Origin of the sequence: Streptomyces sp. Ag82_O1-12 (genome assembly GCF_900182715.1) — a bacterium.
In the GTDB taxonomy this organism is placed as follows: domain Bacteria; phylum Actinomycetota; class Actinomycetes; order Streptomycetales; family Streptomycetaceae; genus Streptomyces; species Streptomyces massasporeus.
Genome location: NZ_FXUW01000001.1, coordinates 1,547,412 through 1,570,069 on the forward strand (window position 1 = coordinate 1,547,412; position 22,658 = coordinate 1,570,069).

The 22,658-nt window shown below is 72.7% G+C and carries 23 protein-coding genes; 6 read left to right on the forward strand and 17 right to left on the reverse strand.

Going from position 1 to position 22,658, the window contains the following annotated elements; genetic code table 11:
* The first annotated feature begins 80 nt into the window (after positions 1–80).
* Positions 81–527: a DUF6314 family protein gene (locus QOL88_RS07145; protein WP_097215614.1), complete on the forward strand. Its 447-nt coding sequence runs from the start codon at positions 81–83 to the stop codon at positions 525–527.
* Here QOL88_RS07145 and QOL88_RS07150 read toward each other — a convergent pair.
* From QOL88_RS07150 to QOL88_RS07160, 3 genes are all read right to left on the reverse strand, one after another.
* Positions 509–1,099, reverse strand: a complete 591-nt coding sequence (locus QOL88_RS07150; protein ID WP_097215615.1) for a histidine phosphatase family protein — start codon at positions 1,097–1,099, stop codon at positions 509–511. The genes QOL88_RS07145 and QOL88_RS07150 overlap by 19 nt on opposite strands.
* A 73-nt stretch (positions 1,100–1,172) precedes the next feature.
* Entirely contained in the window at positions 1,173–1,613 is a 441-nt protein-coding gene (locus tag QOL88_RS07155; protein ID WP_097215616.1) for a GNAT family N-acetyltransferase, read from the reverse strand.
* Between the two features lie 41 nt (positions 1,614–1,654).
* Entirely contained in the window at positions 1,655–3,091 is a 1,437-nt protein-coding gene (locus QOL88_RS07160; protein ID WP_097215617.1) for an aminotransferase-like domain-containing protein, read from the reverse strand.
* Here QOL88_RS07160 and QOL88_RS07165 point away from each other — a divergent pair.
* Both QOL88_RS07165 and QOL88_RS07170 read left to right on the forward strand, forming a co-directional pair.
* Positions 3,090–4,010 carry a DMT family transporter gene (locus QOL88_RS07165; protein ID WP_097215618.1) on the forward strand — a complete coding sequence of 307 codons (921 nt, stop codon included), beginning with the start codon at positions 3,090–3,092 and terminating at the stop codon, positions 4,008–4,010. The two genes, QOL88_RS07160 and QOL88_RS07165, sit on opposite strands and share 2 nt — an antisense overlap.
* Positions 4,011–4,103: 93 nt before the next feature.
* A complete protein-coding gene (locus QOL88_RS07170; RefSeq protein WP_097215619.1) occupies positions 4,104–4,304 on the forward strand; it encodes a DUF1918 domain-containing protein in 201 nt (66 codons plus the stop codon).
* Between the two features lies 1 nt (position 4,305).
* Here QOL88_RS07170 and QOL88_RS07175 read toward each other — a convergent pair whose 3' ends face one another.
* Complete coding sequence (locus QOL88_RS07175; protein WP_097222893.1) at positions 4,306–5,535, reverse strand: glycoside hydrolase family 10-like protein; 1,230 nt, start codon at positions 5,533–5,535, stop codon at positions 4,306–4,308.
* Between the two features lie 180 nt (positions 5,536–5,715).
* Between QOL88_RS07175 and QOL88_RS07180 the strand changes: the two genes are divergently transcribed.
* Both QOL88_RS07180 and QOL88_RS07185 read left to right on the forward strand, forming a co-directional pair.
* Entirely contained in the window at positions 5,716–6,591 is an 876-nt protein-coding gene (locus tag QOL88_RS07180; protein ID WP_097215620.1) for a 3-hydroxybutyryl-CoA dehydrogenase, read from the forward strand.
* Between the two features lie 210 nt (positions 6,592–6,801).
* On the forward strand, positions 6,802–7,059 hold the full coding sequence (locus QOL88_RS07185; RefSeq protein ID WP_097215621.1) for a hypothetical protein: 258 nt from the start codon (positions 6,802–6,804) through the stop codon (positions 7,057–7,059).
* Positions 7,060–7,073: 14 nt separating this feature from the next.
* On the opposite strand, the gene QOL88_RS07190 is transcribed toward QOL88_RS07185, so the two are convergent.
* The 10 genes from QOL88_RS07190 to infC form a co-directional block, all read right to left on the reverse strand.
* Positions 7,074–7,619: an NUDIX hydrolase gene (locus tag QOL88_RS07190; protein ID WP_097215622.1), complete on the reverse strand. Its 546-nt coding sequence runs from the start codon at positions 7,617–7,619 to the stop codon at positions 7,074–7,076.
* Positions 7,620–7,725: 106 nt separating this feature from the next.
* Entirely contained in the window at positions 7,726–9,066 is a 1,341-nt protein-coding gene (locus tag QOL88_RS07195) for an NsdA family TPR-like regulatory protein (protein WP_097215623.1), read from the reverse strand.
* Between the two features lie 269 nt (positions 9,067–9,335).
* Positions 9,336–10,352: a PP2C family protein-serine/threonine phosphatase gene (locus tag QOL88_RS07200; protein ID WP_097215624.1), complete on the reverse strand. Its 1,017-nt coding sequence runs from the start codon at positions 10,350–10,352 to the stop codon at positions 9,336–9,338.
* 158 nt (positions 10,353–10,510) lie between these two features.
* Positions 10,511–13,024 (reverse strand): phenylalanine--tRNA ligase subunit beta, encoded by a 2,514-nt coding sequence (gene pheT, locus QOL88_RS07205; RefSeq protein WP_097215625.1) that lies wholly within the window; start codon positions 13,022–13,024, stop codon positions 10,511–10,513.
* Positions 13,024–14,151 (reverse strand): phenylalanine--tRNA ligase subunit alpha, encoded by a 1,128-nt coding sequence (pheS, locus tag QOL88_RS07210; protein WP_097215626.1) that lies wholly within the window; start codon positions 14,149–14,151, stop codon positions 13,024–13,026. The genes pheT and pheS overlap by 1 nt, the downstream gene beginning before the upstream one ends.
* Positions 14,152–14,279: 128 nt before the next feature.
* Positions 14,280–15,422 (reverse strand): sensor histidine kinase, encoded by a 1,143-nt coding sequence (locus tag QOL88_RS07215; protein WP_097215627.1) that lies wholly within the window; start codon positions 15,420–15,422, stop codon positions 14,280–14,282.
* A gap of 54 nt (positions 15,423–15,476) precedes the next feature.
* Positions 15,477–16,337 (reverse strand): TrmH family RNA methyltransferase, encoded by an 861-nt coding sequence (locus tag QOL88_RS07220; protein WP_097215628.1) that lies wholly within the window; start codon positions 16,335–16,337, stop codon positions 15,477–15,479.
* An 87-nt stretch (positions 16,338–16,424) separates the two neighbouring features.
* A complete protein-coding gene (rplT, locus tag QOL88_RS07225) occupies positions 16,425–16,808 on the reverse strand; it encodes a 50S ribosomal protein L20 (protein ID WP_097215629.1) in 384 nt (127 codons plus the stop codon).
* Between the two features lie 98 nt (positions 16,809–16,906).
* Positions 16,907–17,101 carry a 50S ribosomal protein L35 gene (rpmI, locus tag QOL88_RS07230; protein ID WP_003977225.1) on the reverse strand — a complete coding sequence of 65 codons (195 nt, stop codon included), beginning with the start codon at positions 17,099–17,101 and terminating at the stop codon, positions 16,907–16,909.
* A gap of 107 nt (positions 17,102–17,208) precedes the next feature.
* Entirely contained in the window at positions 17,209–17,859 is a 651-nt protein-coding gene (gene infC, locus QOL88_RS07235) for a translation initiation factor IF-3 (protein ID WP_097215630.1), read from the reverse strand.
* 396 nt (positions 17,860–18,255) lie between these two features.
* On the opposite strand from infC, the gene QOL88_RS07240 reads away from it, so the two are divergent.
* Positions 18,256–18,612, forward strand: coding sequence for a DUF1844 domain-containing protein (locus QOL88_RS07240; protein WP_097215631.1), 357 nt, complete (start codon positions 18,256–18,258; stop codon positions 18,610–18,612).
* A 20-nt stretch (positions 18,613–18,632) separates the two neighbouring features.
* On the opposite strand, the gene QOL88_RS07245 is transcribed toward QOL88_RS07240, so the two are convergent.
* From QOL88_RS07245 to QOL88_RS07255, 3 genes are read right to left on the reverse strand one after another with little or no spacing between them, the layout of a single operon-like run.
* The gene (locus tag QOL88_RS07245; RefSeq protein WP_097215632.1) at positions 18,633–19,361 is read right to left on the reverse strand and encodes an SseB family protein; all 729 of its coding nucleotides are present in this window, start codon (positions 19,359–19,361) and stop codon (positions 18,633–18,635) included.
* A 42-nt stretch (positions 19,362–19,403) separates the two neighbouring features.
* The gene (mycP, locus tag QOL88_RS07250; protein ID WP_179878792.1) at positions 19,404–20,612 is read right to left on the reverse strand and encodes a type VII secretion-associated serine protease mycosin; all 1,209 of its coding nucleotides are present in this window, start codon (positions 20,610–20,612) and stop codon (positions 19,404–19,406) included.
* Positions 20,609–21,421 carry a hypothetical protein gene (locus QOL88_RS07255; RefSeq protein ID WP_097215633.1) on the reverse strand — a complete coding sequence of 271 codons (813 nt, stop codon included), beginning with the start codon at positions 21,419–21,421 and terminating at the stop codon, positions 20,609–20,611. The genes mycP and QOL88_RS07255 overlap by 4 nt, the downstream gene beginning before the upstream one ends.
* Between the last annotated feature and the right edge of the window lie 1,237 nt (positions 21,422–22,658).

The following is a 22,658-nucleotide window of genomic DNA, read 5'->3' on the forward strand; positions in this document are numbered from 1 at the left end:
CTTCGAACGGCAAGATAGGGAGGGGGCGGATGCGCGTCAATGGGTCGCGCAGGAACGGTGGGGACGGAGAGCGGGGCAGGATGGGCGAGTTCTGGCCAGTGCCGGACGCGCTGGCGTATCTGGCCGGGCGCTGGCGGGTGTCACGGTCGGTGCGGGATCTCGCGAGCGGCGCGGAAGGCGAGTTCACCGGAACCACCGAGTTCCGCGAGGACGGAGAGACGCCCGGCGGGCTGCTGCACCACGAGTCGGGCACCTTCGTCTGGCACGGCGTCGCCCGGCCCGCCGAGCGGACGCTGCGCTTCCTGCGGGGCCCGGGCGGCACGGCTCAGGTGCGGTTCGCCGACGGGAGGCTGTTCCACGACCTGGACCTGACGTCCGGCCGGCATGTCGCCGCCCATCCCTGTGCGGCGGACCTCTACCGCGGCGAGTTCACCGTCCACGACTTCGACCGCTGGCGGACGGTGTGGCGCGTCGGCGGCCCCGCCAAGGACCTGGTCCTGCGGACCGACTACGCGCGCGAGGGCTGAGACGCCCCGTCGAAGCGCAGGTTCCAGCGACCCGCCCGGCCCGTCACGGCGGTCGTCGACAGCGGGCGGACGTCGATGTTCCAGTACGTCGAGGGCGGTGCCTTCAGGGCGTACACCAGGGCGGCCCGGATCACGGACGGCTCGGCCACCGCCACCACCCGGCAGCCGTCCTCGACGGGCCGGGTGTCGAGCCAGCCGCCGACGCGGGTGATGAAGTCGACCAACGACTCACCTCCGTGCGGTGTGGCTCGGGGGTCGGCGAGCCACGCGTCCACGGCGTCCGGCTCCCGCGCCATCGCCTCGCCGAGGGTCAGCCCTCGCCACCGGCCCATGTCGCAGTCGCGCAGGCCCAGCTGGACCAGCGGCGCGTACCCGAGCCCCTCCCCCGTCGACCGGCTGCGCGGAGTCGGCGAGCAGTAGCGCAGTTCGGCCGCGGCGAGCGGCAGCAGATCCTGCGCGAGGCGCTCCACCTCACCCCATCCGGCCTGGTCCAGCGGCCGGTCGTCCTCGAAACGCTCGGCGAGCAGCGGAGAGCTGCGCGCGGAGGCGACGAACGTGACCCGAAGTGGCATGCGGCGATCGTGGGCGCAGCAAGTGCGCAGGTCAAGAGGTGTTACCTACGAGTTACCGAGGGTGTGCCGGCCTTCACTGGCCGAAGACGAGCGCCATCCAGTGCTCGGGCCGTTCCAGCTGCGCGAACCCGAGTTTCGCGTACACCCCGTGCGCGTCGTGCGTGGCGAGGAGGACGCGCCGCACCCCGTACTGCCGCATCTCGTCCCGTACGGCGGCCACGAGCGTGCTGCCGACGCCCTTGCCGCGCACCGACGGATCGACGTACACGTCACACAGCCATCCGAAGGTCGCCCGGTCGGTGATCACCCGGGCGTACGCGACCTGCTCCCCCGACACCGTCTCGTGGACGCCGAAGTTGAGCGAGCCGTCGATCGCCCGGTCCTGCTTCTCCCTCGAACGCCCCAGCGCCCAGTACGCGTCGGTGGACAGCCAGTGGTGCACGCGCGCGCGGTCGACGCGTCCGGGGTCGGTGGAGATCTCGTAGCCCTCGGGCAGGCTCGGCGTGTCGGTCATGTCCGCGATGCTCGCAGTTGGCCCGCAGGCGCGTCGAGCGGTTATCCCAGCACCTCGTCACAGGCCCTGCGCAGCCGTCGTACGCCCTCCGCGATCTCTCCGGTCCCGGCGACCGCCGCGAAGCTGAGCCGCAGGTGCGCGGCCGGTGGCTCGGCGCTGAAGTACGGGCGGCCGGGTGTGAGGGCGACGCCGGCGCGCAGGGCCGCGGAGGTCAGGGCCGAGTCGTCCGTGCCGTCGGGCAGGCGGGGCCACAGGTGGTAGCCGCCGGAGGGGATGTGCGGCAGGGCCAGCTCCGGCAGGTGCAGGGCGAGGGCGCCGGTCATCGCGTCCCGCCGGGTCTTCAACTCCGCGGAGACGGCCCGCAGATGACGCGGCCAGGCGGGCGAGCCGACGAGTTCGAGGGCGGCCTCCTGGAGCGGGCGCGGCACGAAGAACGTGTCGACGACCTGGATGGCGCGCAGTCGCTCCAGCACCGGCCCGCGCGCGGCCAGGGCGCTCACCCGGAAGCTCGGCGAGGTCGCCTTGGTCAGCGAGCAGACGTGGACGACGACGCCGTCGGGGTCGTCGGCGGCCAGCGGGCGCGGCAGGGGCCCGGCGTCCTCGTGCACGAGCCTGCGCACGAAGTCGTCCTCGACGACGAACGCGCCCGCCTCGCGGGCGATGCGCTGCACCTCGGCACGCCGCTCGGGCGCGAGCACCGCGCCGGTGGGGTTCTGGAAGAGCGGCTGGCAGACGAAGGCCGGGGCTCCGGTGGCGCGGAAGGCGTCGGCGAGCAGCGCGGGTTTCACGCCGTCGGCGTCCACCGGGACCGGCACCGGGCGCAGACCGGCGGCCCGGGCGATGGCGAGCATGCCAGGGTAGGTGGGCGACTCGACCAGGACGGGGGCGCCGGGCGGGGCGAGGGCGCGCAGGGCGGTGGTGAGCGCGGACTGACCGCCCGCGGTGACCAGCACTTCGGCGGCGGTGAAGGACCCGCCGATGCCGCGCGCGAACCACTCGCGCAGCTCCGGCAGCCCCTCCATGGGCGGGCGTCCCCAGGCGCCGGGACGCCGCCCGGCCCGCGAGAGGGCTGCGGCCATCGCCCGCTCCGGCTGCAACGACGGGTGGAGATAGCCGCCGTTGAACTCGATCACGCCGGGCGGCGGGGCGGCCAGCGACACCAGCACCCCCGAGGCGTCGACCGAGCGTGGGACGAGGTCGGCCGCGCCGTCGGCGCTGAGGGCGACCTCCTGCCAGGAGGTGTCCCCGGCGGGGGCCGGCGCCGTCCGGGCCGGTGCGCGGAACGCGCCCGCGCCGGGCCGGGTGACCACGAGACCCTCGGCGGCGAGCTGAGCCAGGGCCCGCGACACCGTCACGGGGCTCACCCGGAACCGCTCCACCAGAGCACGACTCGACGGCAGCTTTCCACCGGGAGAGTAGCGGTCGAGCTCCCGCTTCAGCTGTTCCGCCAGGTCACCTACGCTGCTACGCTCTTGCATGAGAGCACAGAGTAGCGCTACTGCCGCACCTTCGATAGCGGTCGCCAGCTCGGAACCGGAGCGTCCCGGCTTCGGCACCCTCCAGGCCGCCCTCGGCGTCGTCGCCTTCTCCCTCACGTTCCCGGCCACCGCCTGGGGGCTGGAGGGCTTCGGACCCTGGTCGCTGGTCGCCGTGCGGAGCGTTCTGGCAGCGGTGATCGCGGGCGGCTGTCTGCTGACCCTGCGCGTGCCGCTGCCCGCCCGCCGGCACTGGGCGGGGCTCGCGGTGGTCGGGGCCGGTGTCGTCCTCGGCTTCCCCCTGCTGACCACGCTGGCGCTGGAGACCTCCACCACCGCGCACGCCGCCGTCGTGGTCGGACTGCTTCCGCTGACCACCGCGCTCTTCTCCGCGCTGCGCGTCGGCACCCGGCCCTCGCGCACCTTCTGGGTCGCGGCCCTGGCGGGCGCGGCGGCGGTGCTGGCCTTCACCGTGCAGCAGAGCGGCGGCGCCCTGACCACCGCCGACCTGTACCTCTTCGCCGCGCTGCTGGTCTGCGCGGCCGGCTACACCGAGGGCGGCCGGCTGGCCCGGATCATGCCGGGCTGGCAGGTGATCGGCTGGGCGCTGGTGCTGTGCCTGCCGCTGACCGTGCCGGTCGCCGCGCTCGCCCTGGCGCACGAACCCGTGCGGCTGACCGCGCACAGCGTCACCGGCCTGCTGTGGGTCGCGGCGGGCTCGCAGTTCGTCGGGCTGGTCGTCTGGTACCGCGGCATGGCGGCCATCGGCATCCCCAAGGCCAGCCAGTTGCAGCTCGCCCAGCCGCTGCTCACACTGGTGTGGTCGGTGCTGCTGCTGGGCGAGCACCTCACGGTCGCCGCCCCGTTGACGGCCGCGGCGGTGCTGCTCTGCATCGCCGTCACGCAGCGATCACGCGGCTGAGCGGGAGCGCGCACGGCCACTGCCGACAGGCGCCCCCCGCCGTAGACTCAAAGGCCACGGACCGCTGCTCCGCACATCGTGAGGAGGCCCCAGATGCTCGCAACCGTGGGCGACCAGCTTGTCCAGCACGGCAGGGTGGTCGGTCAGCACGACAGGATCGGCGAGATCGTCGAAGTGCTCGGCCCGGAGGGCAACCCCCCGTACCGCGTCCGGTTCGAGGACGGGCACGAGGGCGTGTGCTCCCCGGGACCCGACACCGAGATCCGGCACCGGGAGACCACCACCGGGCCATGACTCAGCGCGGGGGCGGCGCCGGCTGCCCGTAGTGGTCGGCGACGACCCGCGCCATCGCCCCGATCCGGTCGGCCGCCACGTCCTTGGCGGCGAAGTAGACGTGCCCGCGCACCTGTGCGTGCTCCCCGGCGAGCGTCAGGTGCCGGGACAGCTCGCCCGTCTGCTGCCACGCCGCGGGCTGCGCCGGATCGCCGGCCTTGTACAACGCCTCCCCCACGTAGAGCTGCGTCGAGCTGCCGCGTGCGACCTCCGCCCACCAGGGCACCAGCTTCGCGTAGTCGGCGGCGGCGAAGCCGATGTTCCAGTACAGCTGCGGGACGATGTAGTCGATCCAGCCCTCGCGCACCCACTTGCGGGTGTCCGCGTGCAGATCGTCGTACGTCTCCACGCCCGCCTCGGTGTCCGAACCGAGCGGGTCGGTCCCGGCGTTGCGCCATACGCCGAAGGGGCTGATGCCGAAGCGTGCGTCCGGCCGGACCTCCTTGACGCGGTCCGCCGTCTCCCGCACCAGCCGGTCGATGTTGTCCCGGCGCCAGGCGGCCCGGTCCGGGAAGCCGCCGCCGTGCTCGTCGTAGGCGGCGTCGTCGTCGAAGGTCTGCCCGGCCACGGGGTACGGGTAGAAGTAGTCGTCGAAGTGGACGCCGTCCACACGGTACTTCGCCACCGCGTCGAGCATCGCGTCCTCGACGAACGCGCGGACCTCGGGCAGCCCCGGGTTGTAGAAGAGCTTCCCGCCGTACGTCACCACCCAGTGGGGGTTCTCGCGGGCGGGGTGGGAGGCGGTCAGGCGGGACGGGTCGGCGTGCACGGCGATGCGGTACGGGTTGAACCAGGCGTGCAGCCGAAGACCCCGGGCATGGGCCTCCTCGACGGCCGTGCCCAGCGGGTCCCAGCCGGGGTCCTTGCCCTGGGTGCCGGTGAGGTACTGCGACCAGGGCTCGTACGGCGAGGGCCACATCGCGTCCGCCGTGGGCCGGACCTGGAAGAACACGGTGTTGAGGCGGTTGTCGGCCGCCGTGTCGAGATGGGTGAGCAGTTCGGCGCGCTGCTGCGACGCGGTCAGCCCGGACTTCGACGGCCAGTCGCGGTTGGCCACGGACGCGATCCAGACACCCCGCATCTCGGAGGCCGCTGCCCCGCCCCGGTGCCCGGTCGCGGCGGACGCCCGAGGCATCATCGTGAAAGCCGACAGCGCCGCCACCGCGAACGCCCTGCGTGAGACTCGTCCCATCCGCATGCCCCAAAAAGCCGCGGATCCGCCCGGTCGCGGATCGCTCCGGGCCCAGCATGCCCGAAGCGGAGCCGACCCCCGCGATCGATCATCGATACTTCGGAGTAACGTGCTCGAACGGAGCAGGCACCGGGACCCGGCGAACCTGCCCGGACGTGGATCAGCAGCGAAAGGGACGATGTGACGGACATCCCAGCGGGAGACATTGCACGCGTCGGAGTCGTGGGCTGCGGTCAGATGGGCGCGGGCATCGCCGAGGTGTGCGCCCGGGCCGGCCTGGACGTCATGGTCGCCGAGACCACCGGCGAGGCCCTGGAGATCGGCCGCACCCGGCTGTTCACCTCCCTGGCCAAGGCAGCCGAGCGCGGCAAGATCACCGAGGAGGAGCAGGAGGCCACGCTGGCCCGCCTGAGCTTCACCACGGACCTCGGCGAGTTCGCCGACCGTGACCTGGTGATCGAGGCCGTCGTCGAGAACGAGCAGGTCAAGACCGAGATCTTCCAGGTGCTCGACCAGGTCGTGACCCGGCCTGACGCGATCCTGGCCTCCAACACCTCCTCGATCCCGCTGGTGAAGCTCGCGGTGGCGACCTCGCGGCCCGACCAGGTCATCGGCATCCACTTCTTCAACCCGGCCCCGGTGCAGAAGCTCGTCGAGCTGATCCCGGCGCTCACCACGTCCGAGGGCACGATCAGCCGCGCCCAGGTGTTCACCGAGAAGCTGCTCGGCAAGCACGCCATCCGCGCCCAGGACCGCTCCGGATTCGTGGTCAACGCGCTGCTGATCCCGTATCTGCTCTCCGCGATCCGGATGTTCGAGACGGGCATCGCCAGCCGCGAGGACATCGACAACGGCATGGAGATGGGCTGCGCCCACCCGATGGGCCCCCTGAAGCTCTCCGACCTGATCGGCCTGGACACGGTCGCCTCGGTGGCCCAGTCCATGTACGAGGAGTACAAGGAGCCCCTGTACGCCGCTCCCCCGCTCCTGCAGCGCATGGTCGACGCGGGCCGGCTGGGCCGCAAGACGGGCTCGGGCTTCTACACGTACGCCTGACCGCCACCCGAGGCCGATTACGGACGGTCAGATTTCGGCCAAGCAGCGGGCCCGACACCTGAACAGGTGCCGGGCCCGTTGCATTCACACACCGTGTGCGCGCCGGGCTCGCATATGCCCCTCGCACACTCTCCCCAGGCGCCCACCAGGCGAGTTGACTCCTCATGCGCATGCAAGGGATGTAAAACGACTACGGAAAGGAGCGGACTCGTGACCGCCGATCCCGAGCATCCCGCCGTATCCGGAGAACTCGCAGAGTTACGACGCCGCCTCGACGTGGCGTACGCCCGCGTCGAGGGCGGCCTGGCTCTGCTCAGCCACCGCACCGAGGAGACCGCCAAGGAGATCGACGAGCTCAACACCCGGATCCACACGCTCGAACACACGCGTTGGCCGCTGCCCGCGGTCGCCGCCCTCACCGCCGTGGGTGCCCTCGTCCTGGCGATCTGGCAGGCGCTGGGACGCTGAGACCCTGTAGGACCTTAAGGCAACGCGTCCTGTCCGAGCCTGAGATGGTGCAGCAGAAGTAACGCGGCCGCCATGTTGGCGGCCGGGACCTCGCCGCGGGCGACCATGTCGGGGACGAGCTTGAGAGGCACCCATTCCCGGCGGTCCGACTCGAAGTCGTCCACGGGGTGCCCGACGTAGTCGCCCTCGTCGGCCCAGTACACGTGGTGCCGGGCGTCGGTGAGCCCGTTGGACGGCTCCACGCTCATGAGGTGGCGCAGGGGTCCCGGCCGCCAGCCGGTTTCCTCCTCCAGTTCCCTGGCGGCCGCGCGGGCGATGTCCTCGCCGTCCTCGACCACCCCGGCCGCGAGTTCCCACCCCCAGCTGTCGGTGATGAAGCGGTGCCGCCAGAGCAGCAGCACCTCGTTGGCCTCGTTGACGACCGTGGCCACCGCAACGGGCCGCAGCCGTATGAGGAAGTGGTCCAGATGCCGGCCGTCAGGCAGTTCGACATCCGCGAGATTGACGCTGAACCAGCGGTTTGAGTACACAGTTTGTTCGTTGCGTTTCGTCCACTGCACGGTTCTGCCACCTTCCGTCGAGTAAGTGGCAATATCGCAGCAGGGACGGAGGGACAGCAGGCGCACGGGAAGCGCCTTGGAGTGACACGGGCACCACCGCCCGGATCTACAACGGTACGCGCAAGGCCCCGTCGATGAGTTCGGCCGCCTCGGTCGTGCCCGCGCAACCGCTGCGCACCAGGTGCTCCCGCACCGCGCGCAGCCGGTCGCGCAGCCGCTGGGACTCCATGCCCCGGGCCTGCTCGGCCATCTGCACGGCGATGGCCACCGCCTTGTCGGCGTTGCCCTGCCGCAGCTCGATGGTGCTGAGCATCGCCAGCCGGTGCACCCGGCCGCGGTCGTGCGCCGGATTGCCGACGGCGGCCGCGGCGTGCTCCCCTGCGGCCGCGATCTCGCCGAGGCTCAGCAGCGCCTCCGCCACCTGCACGTTGACGAGCCCGGGCTGGACATAACCGGTCTCGTCGGGCTCGTAGCCGCGCCGGATGCGCTCGGCGGACTGCTCGGCCCGCCGGATGCAGGACAGGGCGCTGCTGCCGTCGCCGAGATGCGCGTACGCCTTGGCCTGCATCGCGTACAGGTCGGAGGCGAGCGCCGGGGTGATGTGCTTGCCGGCGGCCCGCAGCGCGGCCTCCGCGAAGGCCACCGACTGCCGGTACTCCCGCATGAACAGCGACTGGTTGACGAGCAGGGCGATCACATACGCCCCGAGCCCCCGGTCCCCGCTTGCCTTGGCGAGCCGCAGCGCCTGGTGGAAGTAGCGCTGGGCGAGTCCGTGGGCGTCGGAGTCGTACGCGCAGATGCCGGCGACCGCCACCAACCCGCCGGTGGCCCGGTGCAGTTGCCGGCCGGTCTGGTCGGTGTAGCTGCCGCGCAGCAGCGGGGCGGCCTCGGCGTTGAGGAAGCCGACGATCCGGGCCCGCGTCGCGATGCCCCCGGCCTTGCGGTACAGCTGCTCGTAGTGCGCGCGGGCGGCCCGCAGCATCTCCAGGTCGCCCGTGGTGACCCGGTGTCTGCCGCCGCGTGAGACGTCCACGTCCTCGGGCGGGTTCTCCCACTCCCACACCGGCATCACGGCGGGCGTGCCGGTGAGCGCGGGTGCGCCCAGGATGTGCGGACGCTGCTGCTGGTCGGAGCGCCACAGGGCGGTGGCCCGTTCGACGAACCCGGACAGCGAGCCGGTGTGCGGGGCGGACGGCTCGCCGGGTACGCCGAGGCCGATGTCGTCCAGGGTGACCTGCCGTTGCAGCCGGCCCGCGAGCACCTCGCAGATCAGGTCGGGCACCTGGCCCCGGGGCCGCTGCCCCTTCAACCACCGGGCGACGGCGGTGTGTTCGTACCTCAGGGACAGACCACGTGCCCGTCCCGCTTGGTTGACGTGTGCGGCCAGCCCCGCGTGCGAGATCCCCGCCTCGTCCAGGATCGCGTCGAGCAGAGTGTTGGGCTGCATGTGGGCCCCCCGGATGGCTCGGTGCGGACAGGTTAGTGGCTCCGCCTTCACACGGGGTGTGAACGGAGTGCTCGAATCCGCACGGTGTGCGCACTGTCGCACACAGTCGCCGACCGGTTGACTGAATTTCCTCGAAAGAGGCCGGCCGGGCCGCCGGCTCCCCCTCGTACAGTGCGGCGGCCCGCACCCGCCGTCCGCCCGGCTGCCTGCCCGACACTCCGTGGCGGGGCGGACGGCTCCGCCGGCAGTGTTCTCTCTCGCCGTGGTGTCTAAGGTGCCGTCGTAGGCTGCGGGTGCGTCGTGGCCGTTCGCGCAGTTCCCCGCGCCCCCAGGTTGGCAGGCCCCCCGTTTCTCAGGACCAGCAGCGCGATGTCATCCGGCGGTGTGCCCCTGGTGTGGTGTCGCAGAGCGGTCGAGATCCTGCCGACGACCGCCTGTGAGAAGAGCGGGCCTTCCGCCACCGCACTCGACAGCGCGGCCGCCAGGGGGAAGAAGCGGCCACGGGCGTCCCGGGCGTCCTGCGCGCCGTCGGTGAAGAGGAACAACGCCTCGTCGGGCTCGAGGCGGCCGAGTCCCGCCGTCGGAAGAACCGGCGGCAGCGGAAACAGGCCCAGGGGCGGATGCGGGTCGCCGGGGGCGAGTTGGTCCGCCCGGACGCCGCTCAGCAGGTACGGCCAGGGATGGCCGCAGTTCAGCGCGAGCATCTCGCCGTCGGGCCGGATCTCCACGAGGAGCAGGGTCACGAACTCCTCGGCGGCGCCCACGGGATGCTCCTGGCGCAGATGACGGGCCAGGGCGCGATCGAGCCGGCGCAGCACCCCGTCGAGGCCCTGCTCGTCGTGAGCGGCCTCGCGGAAGCAGCCCAGCACGGCGGCGACGGTCCCGAACGCGCCGATCCCGTGCCCGCGTACGTCACCCATCACGGCCCGCACGCCGTGCTCGGTGGCGACGACCTCGTACAGGTCGCCCCCGACCGCGGCGCCACGCTCCGCCGACACCTGTGCGGCGGCCACCTCCAGCCCGTCGATCCGTGAGGGCAGCGGCCGCAGCAGTGCGCGCTGCGCGGCGCCGGCGACCCGGCGCAACTGGCGCAGCTCCCGCGTCAGCGAGTGCCGCACGTGCAGGATCAGCGCGGTCCCGACGGCGAAGAACACGGCGCTGGTGACGATCCGCGCCTGGAGACCGGACGCCCGGGCTAGCGGACAGAGCAGCTTGTACGCGACGGCCGCCGCGCCCCAGGCGATGGGAAGACCGAGGCTGCGCACCCGACCCCTGACGCGGATCATGCCGATGGCCCCCCAATAGGCCCTGACACACAGAATCGGACCGGCCCGAGAAGGCCGGTCCGATTCTGTCGACAGCACGCCGGAAAAGGGGAGATCACCCACCTTTACCACTCAAACGAGTGAGGTGACCCGCCCCTCTCCTGGGGCCCCTTGGGCACTCAGCTCCGCAGCTCGGCACCCACACGCTCGCCCGCGAGGGCGACCGCCGCGTCCCGGGCCGCGGACGCCTCGTCCACGGTCAGCGTCCGGTCGGGGGCACGGAACCGCAGCGCGTACGCCAGCGACTTCCGCCCCTCGCCCAGCTGCTCGGCGTTCTCGTACACGTCGAACAGCCGGATGGACTCCAGCAGTTCCCCGGCTCCGTCCCGCAGCGCCGCCTCGACCTCCACGGCCGGCACGAACGCGTCGACGACCAGGGCGACGTCCTGCGTGGCGACGGGGAACGTGGAGATCCGGGGTGCCGCCACCGTGGCGTCACCGGCGGTCTCCACCGCGTCCAGGTCGAGCTCCATCGCGCAGGTGCGCGCGGGCAGCCCGAGGGCCTTCACGACCCGCGGGTGCAACTCGCCCGCGTGCCCGACGACCCGCTCGGCGCCGTCCACGGTGACCGCCAGCTCGGCGCACCGCCCGGGGTGCCACGGCCCGTACTGGCCCTTGCGGATGACGAGCTCGGCGCCGGCCTCACGGGCGACGGACCGTGCGGCCTCGACCGCGTCGGCCCAGTCGGCCGGACGGCCCTTGCCCCACCAGCCGGCCTGCTCGCGCGCCCCGGCGAGGACGACGGCGATGTGCCGCGGCTGGTCGGGCAGCGCCGCGTTCAGTTCGGCGAGCTCCTCGTCGGTCGGGCGGCGGTCGACGGGCAGCACGGCCGCGACCCGCTGCTCCTCGCGCGGCCGGAAGACCAGACCGGACTCGAACAGCGCGAGGTCGTGCGAGCCCCGGCCGTCGTTGCGGCGCAGGGCGGCGAGCAGACCCGGCAGCAGCGACGTGCGCAGCGCGGGCTCCTCGTCGCTCAGCGGGTTGCTGAGCTTGACGACGCGGCGGGCCGGGTCGTCCGCCTCGAGCCCGAGCTGGTCGAAGACCTGCTCGCCGATGAACGGGTAGTTCAGCGCCTCGACGTATCCGGCACCGGCCAGGGCGCGGCCGACGCGGCGGTGCAGCCGCTGCCGGTCCGTCAGGCCGAGGCCCGCCGGCGGCTTGGGCAGCGTGGAGGGCAGGTTCTCGTAGCCCTCCAGCCGGATGACCTCTTCGGCCAGGTCGTTCGGGTCGGTGAGGTCGGGCCGCCAGGACGGGACGGTGACGATCAGCTCGTCCTGCCCGTACACGTCGCAGCCGACCTCCTGGAGGCGGCGCACGACGGTCTCGCGGCCGTAGGCGACGCCCGCGACCTTGTCCGGGTGGTCGGCCGGGATGGTGATGGTGCGCGGCGCGGAGGGAGCGAGGACCTCGGTGACGCCGGCCTCGGCGGTGCCGCCCGCGAGCAGGACCAGCAGGTCGACGGTGCGCTGCGCGGCGGCCGCCGCGGCCTGCGGGTCGACGCCGCGCTCGAAGCGCCGGGACGCCTCGGAGGACAGCTTGTGCCGGCGGGCGGTGCGCGCGATCGACACGGCGTCGAAGTGCGCGGCCTCGATGACGACGTCCGCCGTGGCGTTGTCGACGTTGTCGTGATCGGCGATCTCCGTGTTGGCGCCGCCCATGACACCGGCGAGCCCGATCGGGCCGCGGTCGTCGGTGATCACCAGGTCCTCGGCGTCCAGCGTGCGCTCGACGCCGTCGAGGGTGGTGAGCTTCTCGCCCGCCTCGGCCCGGCGGACCCCGATGGTGCCCTGGACCAGGCCGCGGTCGTAGGCGTGCAGGGGCTGGCCGAGCTCCATCATCACGTAGTTCGTGACGTCGACGGCGAGCGAGATCGGGCGCATGCCGACCTTCTGCAGGCGGCGCTGGAGCCAGATCGGGGAGCGCGCCTCGGCGCTGAGGCCGGTCACCGTGCGGGCGGTGAAGCGGTCGCAGCCGATGGGGTCGGAGATCCGCACCGGGTAGCCGTACGCGTTCGGGCCGGGCACGTCGATCAGGGCCGGGTCGCGCAGCGGCAGCCCGTACGCGGTGGCCGTCTCGCGGGCGACGCCGCGGATGGACAGGCAGTAGCCGCGATCGGGCGTGACGGCGATGTCGAGGACCTCGTCGACCAGTTCCAGCAGCTCGACGGCGTCCTTGCCGATCTCGGTCTCCGGCGGCAGGACGATGATGCCCTTGGTGCCGTCGTCGCCCATGTTCAGCTCGTCGCTGGAGCAGATCATGCCGCGCGACATCCGGCCGTAGGTCTTGCGCTCGGCGATCTGGAAGTCGCCGGGCAGGACGGCGCCGGGCAGGGCCACGACGACCTTGTCGCCCACGGCGAAGTTGCGGGCGCCGCAGATGATCTCCTGCGGCTCGCCGGTGTTGTTCGCCTGGCCGACGTCGACGGTGCAGAAGCGGATCGGCTTCTTGAAGTCCGTCAGCTCCTCGATCGTCGCCACCTGGCCGACGACCAGCGGACCCTTGAGGTCGGCGCCGAGCTGCTCGACGGTCTCGACCTCCAGACCGGCCGAAATGAGCTTGGCCTGCACGTCGCGACCGGTCTCCGTCTCCGGCAGGTCGACGTACTCCCGCAGCCAAGAAAGCGGGACCCGCATCAGATCTCCATCCCGAACGGCCGGGTGAACCGGACGTCACCCTCGACCATGTCTCGCATGTCTTCGACGTTGTGGCGGAACATCAGCATCCGCTCGATGCCGAACCCGAAGGCGAACCCGCTGTACTTCTCGGGGTCGACGCCGCAGGCGGTGAGCACCCGCGGGTTGACCATGCCGCAGCCGCCGAGCTCGATCCAGCCCTCGGAGGAGCAGGTGCGGCAGGGGCGGTCGGGGTTGCCGGCGGACTCGCCCTTGCACACGTAGCAGAGCATGTCCATCTCGGCGCTCGGCTCGGTGAACGGGAAGTAGGCCGGCCGCAGCCGAGTCTCCATGTCCGCGCCGAACAGGGCCTGGACCATGTGGTCCATCGTGCCCTTGAGGTCCGCCATCGTCAGGCCCTCGTCGATGGCCAGCAGCTCGATCTGGTGGAAGACCGGCGTGTGCGTGGCGTCCAGCTCGTCGGTGCGGAACACCCGGCCGGGGCAGACGATGTAGACCGGCAGCTCACGGTCGAGCAGCGCGCGGGCCTGTACCGGGGAGGTGTGGGTGCGCAGCACGACGCCGGACCCGGACTCGTCGGTGCCCTCGGGGCCCTGCACGAAGAAGGTGTCCTGCATCTGCCGGGCCGGGTGGTCGGGCAGGAAGTTCAGGGCGTCGAAGTTGAACCACTCCGCCTCGGCCTCCGGCCCCTCGGCGACCTCGTAGCCCATGGCCACGAAGACGTCCGCGACCCGCTCCATCATGGTGGTGAGCGGGTGCCGGGCGCCGGACGGTACGCGGTCGTACGGCAGCGTGACGTCCACCGCCTCCTCGACGAGCACGCGCGCGTCCCGCTCGGCCTCGAGCTCCACCTGGCGGGCGGCGAGGGCCTTGTTCACGGCGCCTCGGGCCTGGCCGACGCGCTTGCCGGCCTCGGCCTTGGCGTGCGGGGGCAGGGCGCCGATCTCGCGGTTGGCGAGGGCCAGCGGGGAGGTGGGGCCGGTCTGGGCGACCTTGGCCTCGTGGAGCGCGTCGAGGGAGTCCGCGGCGGCGAAGGCGGCGAGCGCCTCGTCCCGCATGCGCTCGATCTCTTCCGGTTTCAACGTCTCGACCTCGACAGGGTCGTACGACTTATTCGGTGCCGACATCTCTTCCCGTGCTTCCGATTGGCTGGCTGGAGGTCCCCGTCTCCGACTCGGACGGCCGCCTGAAGGGACACAAAGGTGCCAATGGCCGAGTCTAACGGGGTGGAGGTACGCGAATGCGCCCGCGGTGCTCAGGCGAGATAGGCCGGAGCGCTCACGGGCAACGTAAATCGGAACTCGGCGCCGGCGCCGGGGGCGCGGCCGACCGTGATGGTGCCGCCGTGGGCCTCGACGATGCCCTTGACGATGTAGAGCCCGAGGCCCGTCCCACCGCGCTTGCTGCCCCGCCAGAAGCGGGTGAAGACGCGGTTCATGGACTCCTCCGGGATGCCGGGCCCCTCGTCGCTCACCGTGACCGACGTGCCGGTGTCCTCGTCCTCGCGGGGGGACACCGTGGCCGTGACGTCGATCGTGACAGTTCCCTCGCCGTGCCGCACCGCGTTTTCCAGCAGGTTGCTCAGCACCTGGTCGATCTTGTCCGGGTCGGCCCACAGGTCGGGCAGCGGCTGCTGGACACGCAGCAGGAACCGGTCGGCGGGCTGCCCCGCGGCGACGTAGGCCTGGATGTGCCGTCCGACGGCGGCGCCGATGTCGACGGGCTGGCGCCGCACCTCCAGGCGGCCGGAGTCGATCCGGGAGATGTCGAGCAGCTCGGCGATGAGCCGGGTGACCCGGTCGGCGTCGGCGTCGACGGTCTCCAGCATCAGGCGTTTCTGGTCGTCGGTGAAGCGTTCCCACTTGGCGAGCAGGGTGGCGGTGAAGCCCTTGACGGAGGTCAGCGGGGAGCGCAGTTCGTGGGCGACGGTGGCGATCAGCTCGGCGTGGCTGCGCTCGGTGCGGCGGCGGGCCTCGGTGTCGCGCAGGGTGACGACCAGGCGCCGGAGGGGCCCGGTGGGCCGGGTGCGGACGTAGCGCGCGCAGACCAGCACCTCGCGGCCGCCGGGCAGGAGCAGGTTGCGCTCGGGCTGTCCGACGCGGATGGCGAGGCCCCCGTACGGGTCGGTCAGCTGCCACCAGCGCCGGCCCTCCAGGTCCTCTAACGGCAGGACCTTCTCCAGGCGCTGCCCGAGAGCGTCCTGGGCACGGACGGCCGTGATGCGCTCGGCGGCCGTGTTGAAGCAGATGACGTGGCCCTGCTCGTCGGCGACGACGAGTCCGTCGGGCAGCTGGTCGGGGTCGATGCCGAGTCCGGCGGGATCACCGGGTGGCCGGGACGCGGCGGGCGGGTTCCCGGCGTCCTGGGCTCCCGGTGCGCTGCTCGTGCCGACACTCATCCCCGTACCCCACCTCCAAGGCTCCGCAGAGGGGTCCCTGAGCTGGTCACCCTACTAGTTCCCGGTGACGGAGCGGCACCCTCCGGAGGCGCGCTGTGCACGCGCCGACGCATAGAGACATACGGCGGCCGCGGTGGCGAGGTTCAGACTCTCGGCCTTCCCGTGGATCGGAACGCGCACGACGGCGTCCGTGAGGGCGCGGGTCTCTTCCGGAAGGCCCCACGCCTCGTTGCCGAAGACCCAGGCGGTCGGCCCGCCCATGGTGCCCTTGTCGAGCTCGTCGTCGAGGTCGCGGTCGCCCGCGCCGTCGGCGGCGACGACCCGGACGCCGGCGTCCCGCAACCGGTCGACGGCCTGCTCCACGGGGACGCCGACGGCGACGGGCAGATGGAACAGGGAGCCGACGGAGGCGCGGACGGCCTTGGGGTTGTACACGTCGACGGAGGCGTCGGTCAGCACGACGGCCTCGGCTCCGGCGGCGTCGGCGCAGCGCAGCACGGTCCCGGCGTTGCCGGGGTCACGGACGTTGGCGAGGAGGGCGACGAGCCGCGGTCGGGCCGCGAGGACCTCCTCGAAGGGCGTGTCCAGGAACCGGCAGACACCGACGAGGCCCTGCGGGGTGACGGTGGTGGAGATGTCGGCGATGACCTGCTCGGCGGCGAGGTGCACGCGGGCTCCGGCGTCCCGGGCCGCTCCGACGATGTCGGCGTAGCGCTCGGCGGCCTCCAGGGTGGCGAACAGCTCCACGAGCGTCGCCGCGTCCCCGGCCCGGTGCCCGGCGGCTTCCCGCACGGCCTGCGGTCCCTCCGCGAGGAACAGCCGGTCCTTCCCCCGGAAGTTCCGCTTGGCCAGCCGCCGCGCGGCCAGGACGCGGGGGGAGCGGGGGGAGATGAGCTCGGGGGTGGCGGGAGGCATCCGGTTCGCTTTCTGGGTAGCTGCACAGCAGGACCCGCAGACCGTCCGGCCTGCGGGTCCTTCAGTCACATCGGCTCGGAGCCGGCGTCACGCAGCCTTCGGCGCGTTCACGTCGCTCGGCAGCGCCTTCTGGGCGACCTCGATGAGCGCGGCGAAAGCACCGGCGTCGTTGACGGCCAGCTCGGCCAGGATCTTGCGGTCGACCTCGATGTTCGCGGCCTTCAGACCCTGGATGAAGCGGTTGTAGGTCATGCCGTTGGCGCGGGCAGCGGCGTTGATGCGCTGGATCCACAGCTGACGGAAGTCGCCCTTGCGCTTCTTGCGGTCGTTGTAGTTGTAGACCAGCGAGTGGGTGACCTGCTCCTTGGCCTTGCGGTACAGGCGCGAGCGCTGACCGCGGTAGCCGGAGGCCTGCTCGAGGATCGCCCGACGCTTCTTGTGGGCGTTGACTGCCCGCTTGACGCGTGCCACTTGTTAACTCCTTGTAGCGGGGCCGTGGGGGTGCTCACACGACCCGAAATCGATTGGGTCCCGGTCTGACGTACGTCCGGCGCTCACGCGCCCGGACGTCACTTGCCGAGAAGCTTCTTGATCTTCGCGGCGTCGCCCGGGGCCATCTCGGCGTTGCCGGTGAGGCGACGCGTCACACGGGACGACTTGTGCTCGAGCAGGTGGCGCTTGCCGGCGCGCTCGCGCAGCACCTTGCCGGAGCCGGTGATCTTGAAGCGCTTGCTGGCACCGCTGTGCGACTTGTTCTTCGGCATAGCGCCGTTCTCTCCTCGTCGGTGGCACTCCGGTGCCCGGTCGCGAAACCGGGCACGGTGGAGCGTCGTCTTGTTTCGGTTGCTTCCTGGGACTGGCGTCCCGGGAGTCACGCCTCGGCGGGCTCCTCAGCCGGCGCCTCGGCCATCGCCTCGGCCTCCGCGGCGTTCTGCGACTTGCCGGGGTTGGCCTTCGCTTCCGCCTTGCGGGCTTCCTGCGCCTGGCGAGCCTCGGCCATCGCCTCGGTCTTCTTCTTGTGCGGACCGAGAACCATGATCATGTTGCGGCCGTCCTGCTTCGGGTTCGACTCAACGAAACCGAGGTCGGCCACGTCCTCCGCGAGACGCTGCAGCAGTCGGTAGCCCAGCTCGGGCCGGGACTGCTCGCGACCACGGAACATGATCGTGATCTTGACCTTGTCGCCCTGCTTGAGGAACCGAACGACGTGACCCTTCTTGGTGTCATAGTCGTGCGGGTCGATCTTCGGCCGGAGCTTCATCTCCTTGATGACCGTGTGCGCCTGGTTCTTGCGCGCCTCACGGGCCTTCATGGCCGACTCGTACTTGAACTTCCCGTAGTCCATGAGCTTGCACACAGGCGGACGGGCGGTCGCCGCCACCTCGACCAGGTCCAGGTCGTACTCCTGCGCAAGCTCCAGTGCCTTGGCCAGGGGAACGATGCCCACCTGCTCGCCACTGGGACCGACAAGTCGCACCTCTGGAACGCGAATCCGGTCGTTGATGCGGGGCTCGGCGCTGATGGATCCTCCTCGGTAGCACCACGCGACGGTCTGGCGGACGGCCGCGTAACGTCTCTATTCGATAGACCTAACCGCGCCGAAGCACAAAAAATGCCCCGGACGATTCCCAGGCGGGGCTCCTCGAACTACCGGAGCACCGCCGCGGGAAGCCGCGGGGCGCGCTTTCGGACGGATCGCCGCCGCTGGGACGGGACCGCCTGACCGGTGACCCGCCGCCCTGAGGGTGATCGGGTGGGAGTTCGAAAGCCTCCACTTGTGGGCCGAACTCGCGGGCTGTGAGGCACACGTGTCCGACCGGTCGTTACACGAGGTTACCAGCAATGGCCAGGAACGGCCAATTGGGGCGAGCCGGGGCCACGTGGGGTTCGCCCGCTCCCTGCGCCTATCGTGTGGGGCATGAGTGACACCCCTCCTGAGTCCCCCGACTTCGACGCCATGGCCCGCGACATCGCCGAGGTCCCGGCGGTCGAGGTGATCGTGACGGTCGCCGTCAACCTGATGAGCGCCGCCGCGGTGAAGCTCGGTCTGACCGAGGAGGGCGAGCACCACAAGGACCTGGACGAGGCCCGCAAGCTGGTGCACGCGCTGGCCGGTCTGCTGGACGCGACGGCGACCGAGATCAGCTCCTTCCACGCGGCTCCCCTGCGCGACGGCCTGAAGTCCTTGCAGCTGGCGTTCCGCGAGGCCTCCCTCGTCCCGGACGAGCCGGGCCAGGGACCGGGCGAGAAGTACACGGGCCCGGTCTACGGCTAGCCCGACGGACGTCCCTCTCCTCAGCGTACGAACAGGGGCTCGCCCGGGGGCGTGACCTCGGCCGGCAGCAGTGCCAGGTCGAGGCCGCGCACCAGGCGGGCCCTCAGTGTTTCGTCGGCGGCGAGCCGCTCCGCGACGGCCCGGGCGGCCTCGGCGGGTACCGCGGAGGGGTCCAGCACCAGGGCGAGGGTGCCGTCGGCCTGCCCCGGCCCGAGGTGGGCCCGCACCACGGCGGGCTCGGCGGCCACGGCGTCCCGTACGGCCGCCACGACGACCGGGTCGGCGAGCGGGTCGGTGCTCGCGCGGCCCTCGGCGAGGGCGAGCAGCGCGGGACCCGTCAGTTCGAAGGGCACCGGTCCGGCCATGTCGAGCACGACCGTGTCCGCCTTCTCGTGCGCTGCGGCCTGGAGGGCCTGGTGCAGGGGTACGGCGACGGGGCGGGCCTGCGGGTCCCAGCGGGCGAGGGAGTCCGTGGAGGTGAAGGCGGGCAGGGCGGTGCGGTCGCCGGCCTTCAGGGTGGGGACGGCCATGTCGCTGGTCTTCTCGCGGCGCAGCCCTCGCTCGTCCTCCTCGACCTCGCCGAGCACGGCCACGACGGGGACGAGCAGCCGGGCGCCCTTGAGGGCGGCCAGGACCGGACCCACGGCGCTTCGGTCCGCGGACCAGGCGGCGAGTGCCGCGCTCAGCCGGGGGTCGGCGGAGCCGTCGTCGTCGGAGAAGCCGGAGTCCGGGATGTTCTTGTTCGCCACGCGTCGACCCTATCGGCCGGATGGTGTGCGTCCGGCAGCGGCTCAGTAGTCCTCGCGGCCGGTACGGCGGCCGCGCCACAGGACGACCGCCGAGACCAGCAGGACGCCGCCGGCGCCGCCCGCGAGGGGGGCGGCCCAGTCGGCGGTGCCGTCGTCGGAGGCCTCGGCGTCCGGTCCGCTGCCGAAGTACTTCGCACCGTAGGACGCCGACCGGAGGCCCTCGGGCTCGATCCGGCCGGCGGCCTCGATGGCGGCGGCCGGGTCGATGAAGCCGAAGCCGCGGGAGTCGTCGCGGCCGCCGGACGGGGCGTTGCGGGCGGTGTCCTCCAGCAGCGACTTGATCTGGGCCGGGGCGAGGCCGGGGTGGGCGGCCTTGACCAGGGCGGCGGCGCCGGAGACGAAGGCGGCGGCGGCGCTGGTGCCCCAGCCCTCGTAGTACTTGTGGTCGGGATCGGCGATGACGACGTCGACGCCGGGGGCGCTGACGGTGGCGTACCAGCGGCGGGTGGAGAAGGAGGCGCGGGTGCCGGCCCGGTCGACGGCCGTGGCGGCTATGACGCCGGGGTAGGCGGCCGGGTAGGAGATGTGGTCGCCCTTCTCGCCGCCGTTCCCGGCGGAGGCGACGACGACCACGCCCTTCTTCAGCGCGTACTGGACGGCCTGGTCCTCACTGGGCTCGGGGTGCGCCGAGGCCGAGTCGTCGCCGAGGGAGAGGTTGATGACATCGGCGCCGTGGTCGGCGGCCCAGCGGATGCCCTCGGCGAGGGCGTTGCCGCGGGTGGAGCGGGCCTTGGCGCGGGAGGGGTCGCCGTCCTCGAGGATCACGCGGACGGGGAGGATCTTCGCCTCGGGTGCGATGCCGAGGACGCCGTCGCCGTTGCCGGGGCCGTGTCCGTGGCCGGCGATGATACTGGCCATGGCGGTGCCGTGCCGGGCCCAGGCGCGGTCCCCGGGTTCGGCTCCGAAGCCGACCAGGTCCTTGCCGGGCAGGACGTTGCCGGCCAGGTCGGGGTGGTCGTCCTCGACGCCGGTGTCCAGGACGGCGACGGTGATGCCCCGGCCCTTCGTGGTCTGCCAGGCCTGCTCGGTGTGCATGGCGTCCAGGGCCCACTGCTGGGCGCGGATGCCGTCGGCGTGCGCGGTGGCGGCGGGGAGGAGGACGAGGCCGGCGGTGAGCAGGGCACCGAGGGCGACGGCCGTGCGGGAGGGCTTGCGCGGGCGTGTCCCGGCAGGGGTGTGGTCGGCGTTCACGACGGCTGCTCCGAGGCCGAGCGGACGTTTCTGCGGAAGTCGCGTTCGACGCGGTCGGCCAGGCCCTGTGCCTCGTTGCCGAGGCCGGCCTGTGCGGCGGCGGTGGTGGCGTCGGCCTCGACGGCGTCCCCGGCGGGCTGGGGGTCGTCGACGGTACGGCCGTCGGCCCAGCCGGAGACGGCGTAGACGACGACCGGGGCCTCGGTGAGCACGGAGACGGTCCAGGAGGCGCGTTGCGGGGCACCGAAGCCGGCGGCGGGCGTGCCCTTCGCGGCGTACGGCAGCGGCATCAGGTCGCTGCGGCGGTCCAGGCGTTCCTTGCGGAAACGGTTCGCGAGGGCGGTCATGCCGGGGGCGTCGGCCGTGGTGAAGAGCAGGCCGACGGTGGTCACGTAGCTCTCGGTGGCGTCGGTGTAGGTGGCGCGCAGGAGGCGTTCGCAGCCGACGGGGGCGAGGGCCTTGCGCAGCAGCGGGTCGAAGGCGTCCTTGCAGCCGCTGTCGGGGGCGACGGCGATGCGGGTCCAGGTGCGGTCGGCTCCGCCGGGGCCGGCGCCCCGGCCCTGCACGGTGGGCGGGAACAGCTGGTCGACGGGGACGCTGTGCCAGAGACTTCCGGCGGCGGCGAAGCTGCTGGGCGAGCCTTCTGCCCCGGAGTCGCCGACGAGCCAACTGCCGGTGACCGCTCCCGAGATGAGGCCCAGCCCGAGCACGAGGCAGACGGCTGCCGCGGCGGCCTGCGACGCCCCGCGGCGGCCGAGCGGCCGGGGCCGGGCGTCGCCGTCGTAGCCCTCGGGCTCACCGAACGACACCAGGGGGCGTGTGGCGCTCCAGGAGAGGGCGGGGTCGGGAGTGACAGGGGCGGAGGGGACCGGCGGTTGGTGCGCGGGACGGGGCGGTGTGGCGGGGCGAGTGGTCGTCGTCCGCTGCGCGGCGGGGCGGCCGAAGGGTGCGGCGGGCTCGTCCGGCGTCGGGTCGGCGGGGATCGGGCGCAGGCGTGCGGTCGTCTCGGACGAGTGCTCGTCGGGTGCGCCGGTACGGCGGGGCGCGGGCAGGCGGAACGGCCGCCCGGTCGTCTCCGACGCCACCCCGGCCGAAGCGTCCGAACGGCCGGGCACGGAGAGGCGGAAGGGCCTGCCGGAGGCCTCCGACGAGGTCCCGTCCGATGTGTCCGAACGACCCGCGCGCTCGGAGGATCCCGACGAGGGGAGGTGACGCGGCCGCGGGGGGACGTCAGGTGCCGGGGCGGTGGAGGCCGTGCCCGGGCCGGGGCGCGCCGCACGGCCTGTGCCGGGGGCCGTGGACGACTCGGGGCGCGTCCAACGACCGACACCGGGAGCGATGTCCGTCCCCGGGCGGGTCTCGCGGCCGACACCGGACGCCGTGGACGACTCGGGACGCGTCGCACGAACGCCGCCGGGCGCCGCGTCCGTCCCCGGGCGGGCCTCGCGCGCTGTGCCGGGCGCCGTGGTCGACTCAGGACGCGTCCCACGACCGACACCAGGCGCCGCGTCCGACTCATGGCGGACCTGGCGGCCGACACCGGACGCCGCGTCCGACTCAAGACGGGCCCCGGGGCCGACCGTGGGCGGCGTGTCCGGGAAGCGGGTGGAGGCTCGGGGCGGGGGCGGTGCGGCGGGCTCGGAGCGGCCGGGTGGCGTGGGCTCGGAGAGACGGGACGCGGCGGCGTCGAGGTTCGTGGCGTCGAGGGTCGGGAAGCGGGGGTGGCCGTTCGGTCGGTCGGAGGGGCGCGCGGCGTCCGTCCCGGGCGGGGTCGTCGCGGGGCCGGAGGCTGTGCCCGGGGTGTCCCGCTCGTCCGTCGCAGGGGAATCCTGCGTGGCCGGGGAGTGGGACGGGCGGGGTGGGGTGCTGGGGCGCGGGGGGAAGGAGGCACGTTGCGCTTCCGTGCTCATGCACCCCCCGTTTCCTGATGCCCGGGCCGCTCGTCCGACGCGGGCGGTGTCGTCCTGCCCGAGGCCCGGCACCAAAACGTCCCGGGCACACATACCCGTACGGATGGGGCGTCATCCCGGCGCGGGTCCCCGGCCG

What these genes read in the sequence shown, in the direction of transcription:
- QOL88_RS07145 (WP_097215614.1), top strand. Translation starts at nt 81, where the DNA reads ATGGGCGAGTTCTGGCCAGTGCCGGACGCGCTGGCGTATCTGGCCGGG.
- QOL88_RS07150 (WP_097215615.1), bottom strand. Translation starts at nt 1,099, where the DNA reads ATGCCACTTCGGGTCACGTTCGTCGCCTCCGCGCGCAGCTCTCCGCTG.
- QOL88_RS07155 (WP_097215616.1), bottom strand. Translation starts at nt 1,613, where the DNA reads ATGACCGACACGCCGAGCCTGCCCGAGGGCTACGAGATCTCCACCGAC.
- QOL88_RS07165 (WP_097215618.1), top strand. Translation starts at nt 3,090, where the DNA reads ATGAGAGCACAGAGTAGCGCTACTGCCGCACCTTCGATAGCGGTCGCC.
- QOL88_RS07160 (WP_097215617.1), bottom strand. Translation starts at nt 3,091, where the DNA reads ATGCAAGAGCGTAGCAGCGTAGGTGACCTGGCGGAACAGCTGAAGCGG.
- QOL88_RS07170 (WP_097215619.1), top strand. Translation starts at nt 4,104, where the DNA reads ATGCTCGCAACCGTGGGCGACCAGCTTGTCCAGCACGGCAGGGTGGTC.
- QOL88_RS07175 (WP_097222893.1), bottom strand. Translation starts at nt 5,535, where the DNA reads ATGGGACGAGTCTCACGCAGGGCGTTCGCGGTGGCGGCGCTGTCGGCT.
- QOL88_RS07195 (WP_097215623.1), bottom strand. Translation starts at nt 9,066, where the DNA reads ATGCAGCCCAACACTCTGCTCGACGCGATCCTGGACGAGGCGGGGATC.
- QOL88_RS07200 (WP_097215624.1), bottom strand. Translation starts at nt 10,352, where the DNA reads ATGATCCGCGTCAGGGGTCGGGTGCGCAGCCTCGGTCTTCCCATCGCC.
- pheT (WP_097215625.1), bottom strand. Translation starts at nt 13,024, where the DNA reads ATGCGGGTCCCGCTTTCTTGGCTGCGGGAGTACGTCGACCTGCCGGAG.
- pheS (WP_097215626.1), bottom strand. Translation starts at nt 14,151, where the DNA reads ATGTCGGCACCGAATAAGTCGTACGACCCTGTCGAGGTCGAGACGTTG.
- QOL88_RS07215 (WP_097215627.1), bottom strand. Translation starts at nt 15,422, where the DNA reads ATGAGTGTCGGCACGAGCAGCGCACCGGGAGCCCAGGACGCCGGGAAC.
- QOL88_RS07220 (WP_097215628.1), bottom strand. Translation starts at nt 16,337, where the DNA reads ATGCCTCCCGCCACCCCCGAGCTCATCTCCCCCCGCTCCCCCCGCGTC.
- rpmI (WP_003977225.1), bottom strand. Translation starts at nt 17,101, where the DNA reads ATGCCGAAGAACAAGTCGCACAGCGGTGCCAGCAAGCGCTTCAAGATC.
- QOL88_RS07240 (WP_097215631.1), top strand. Translation starts at nt 18,256, where the DNA reads ATGAGTGACACCCCTCCTGAGTCCCCCGACTTCGACGCCATGGCCCGC.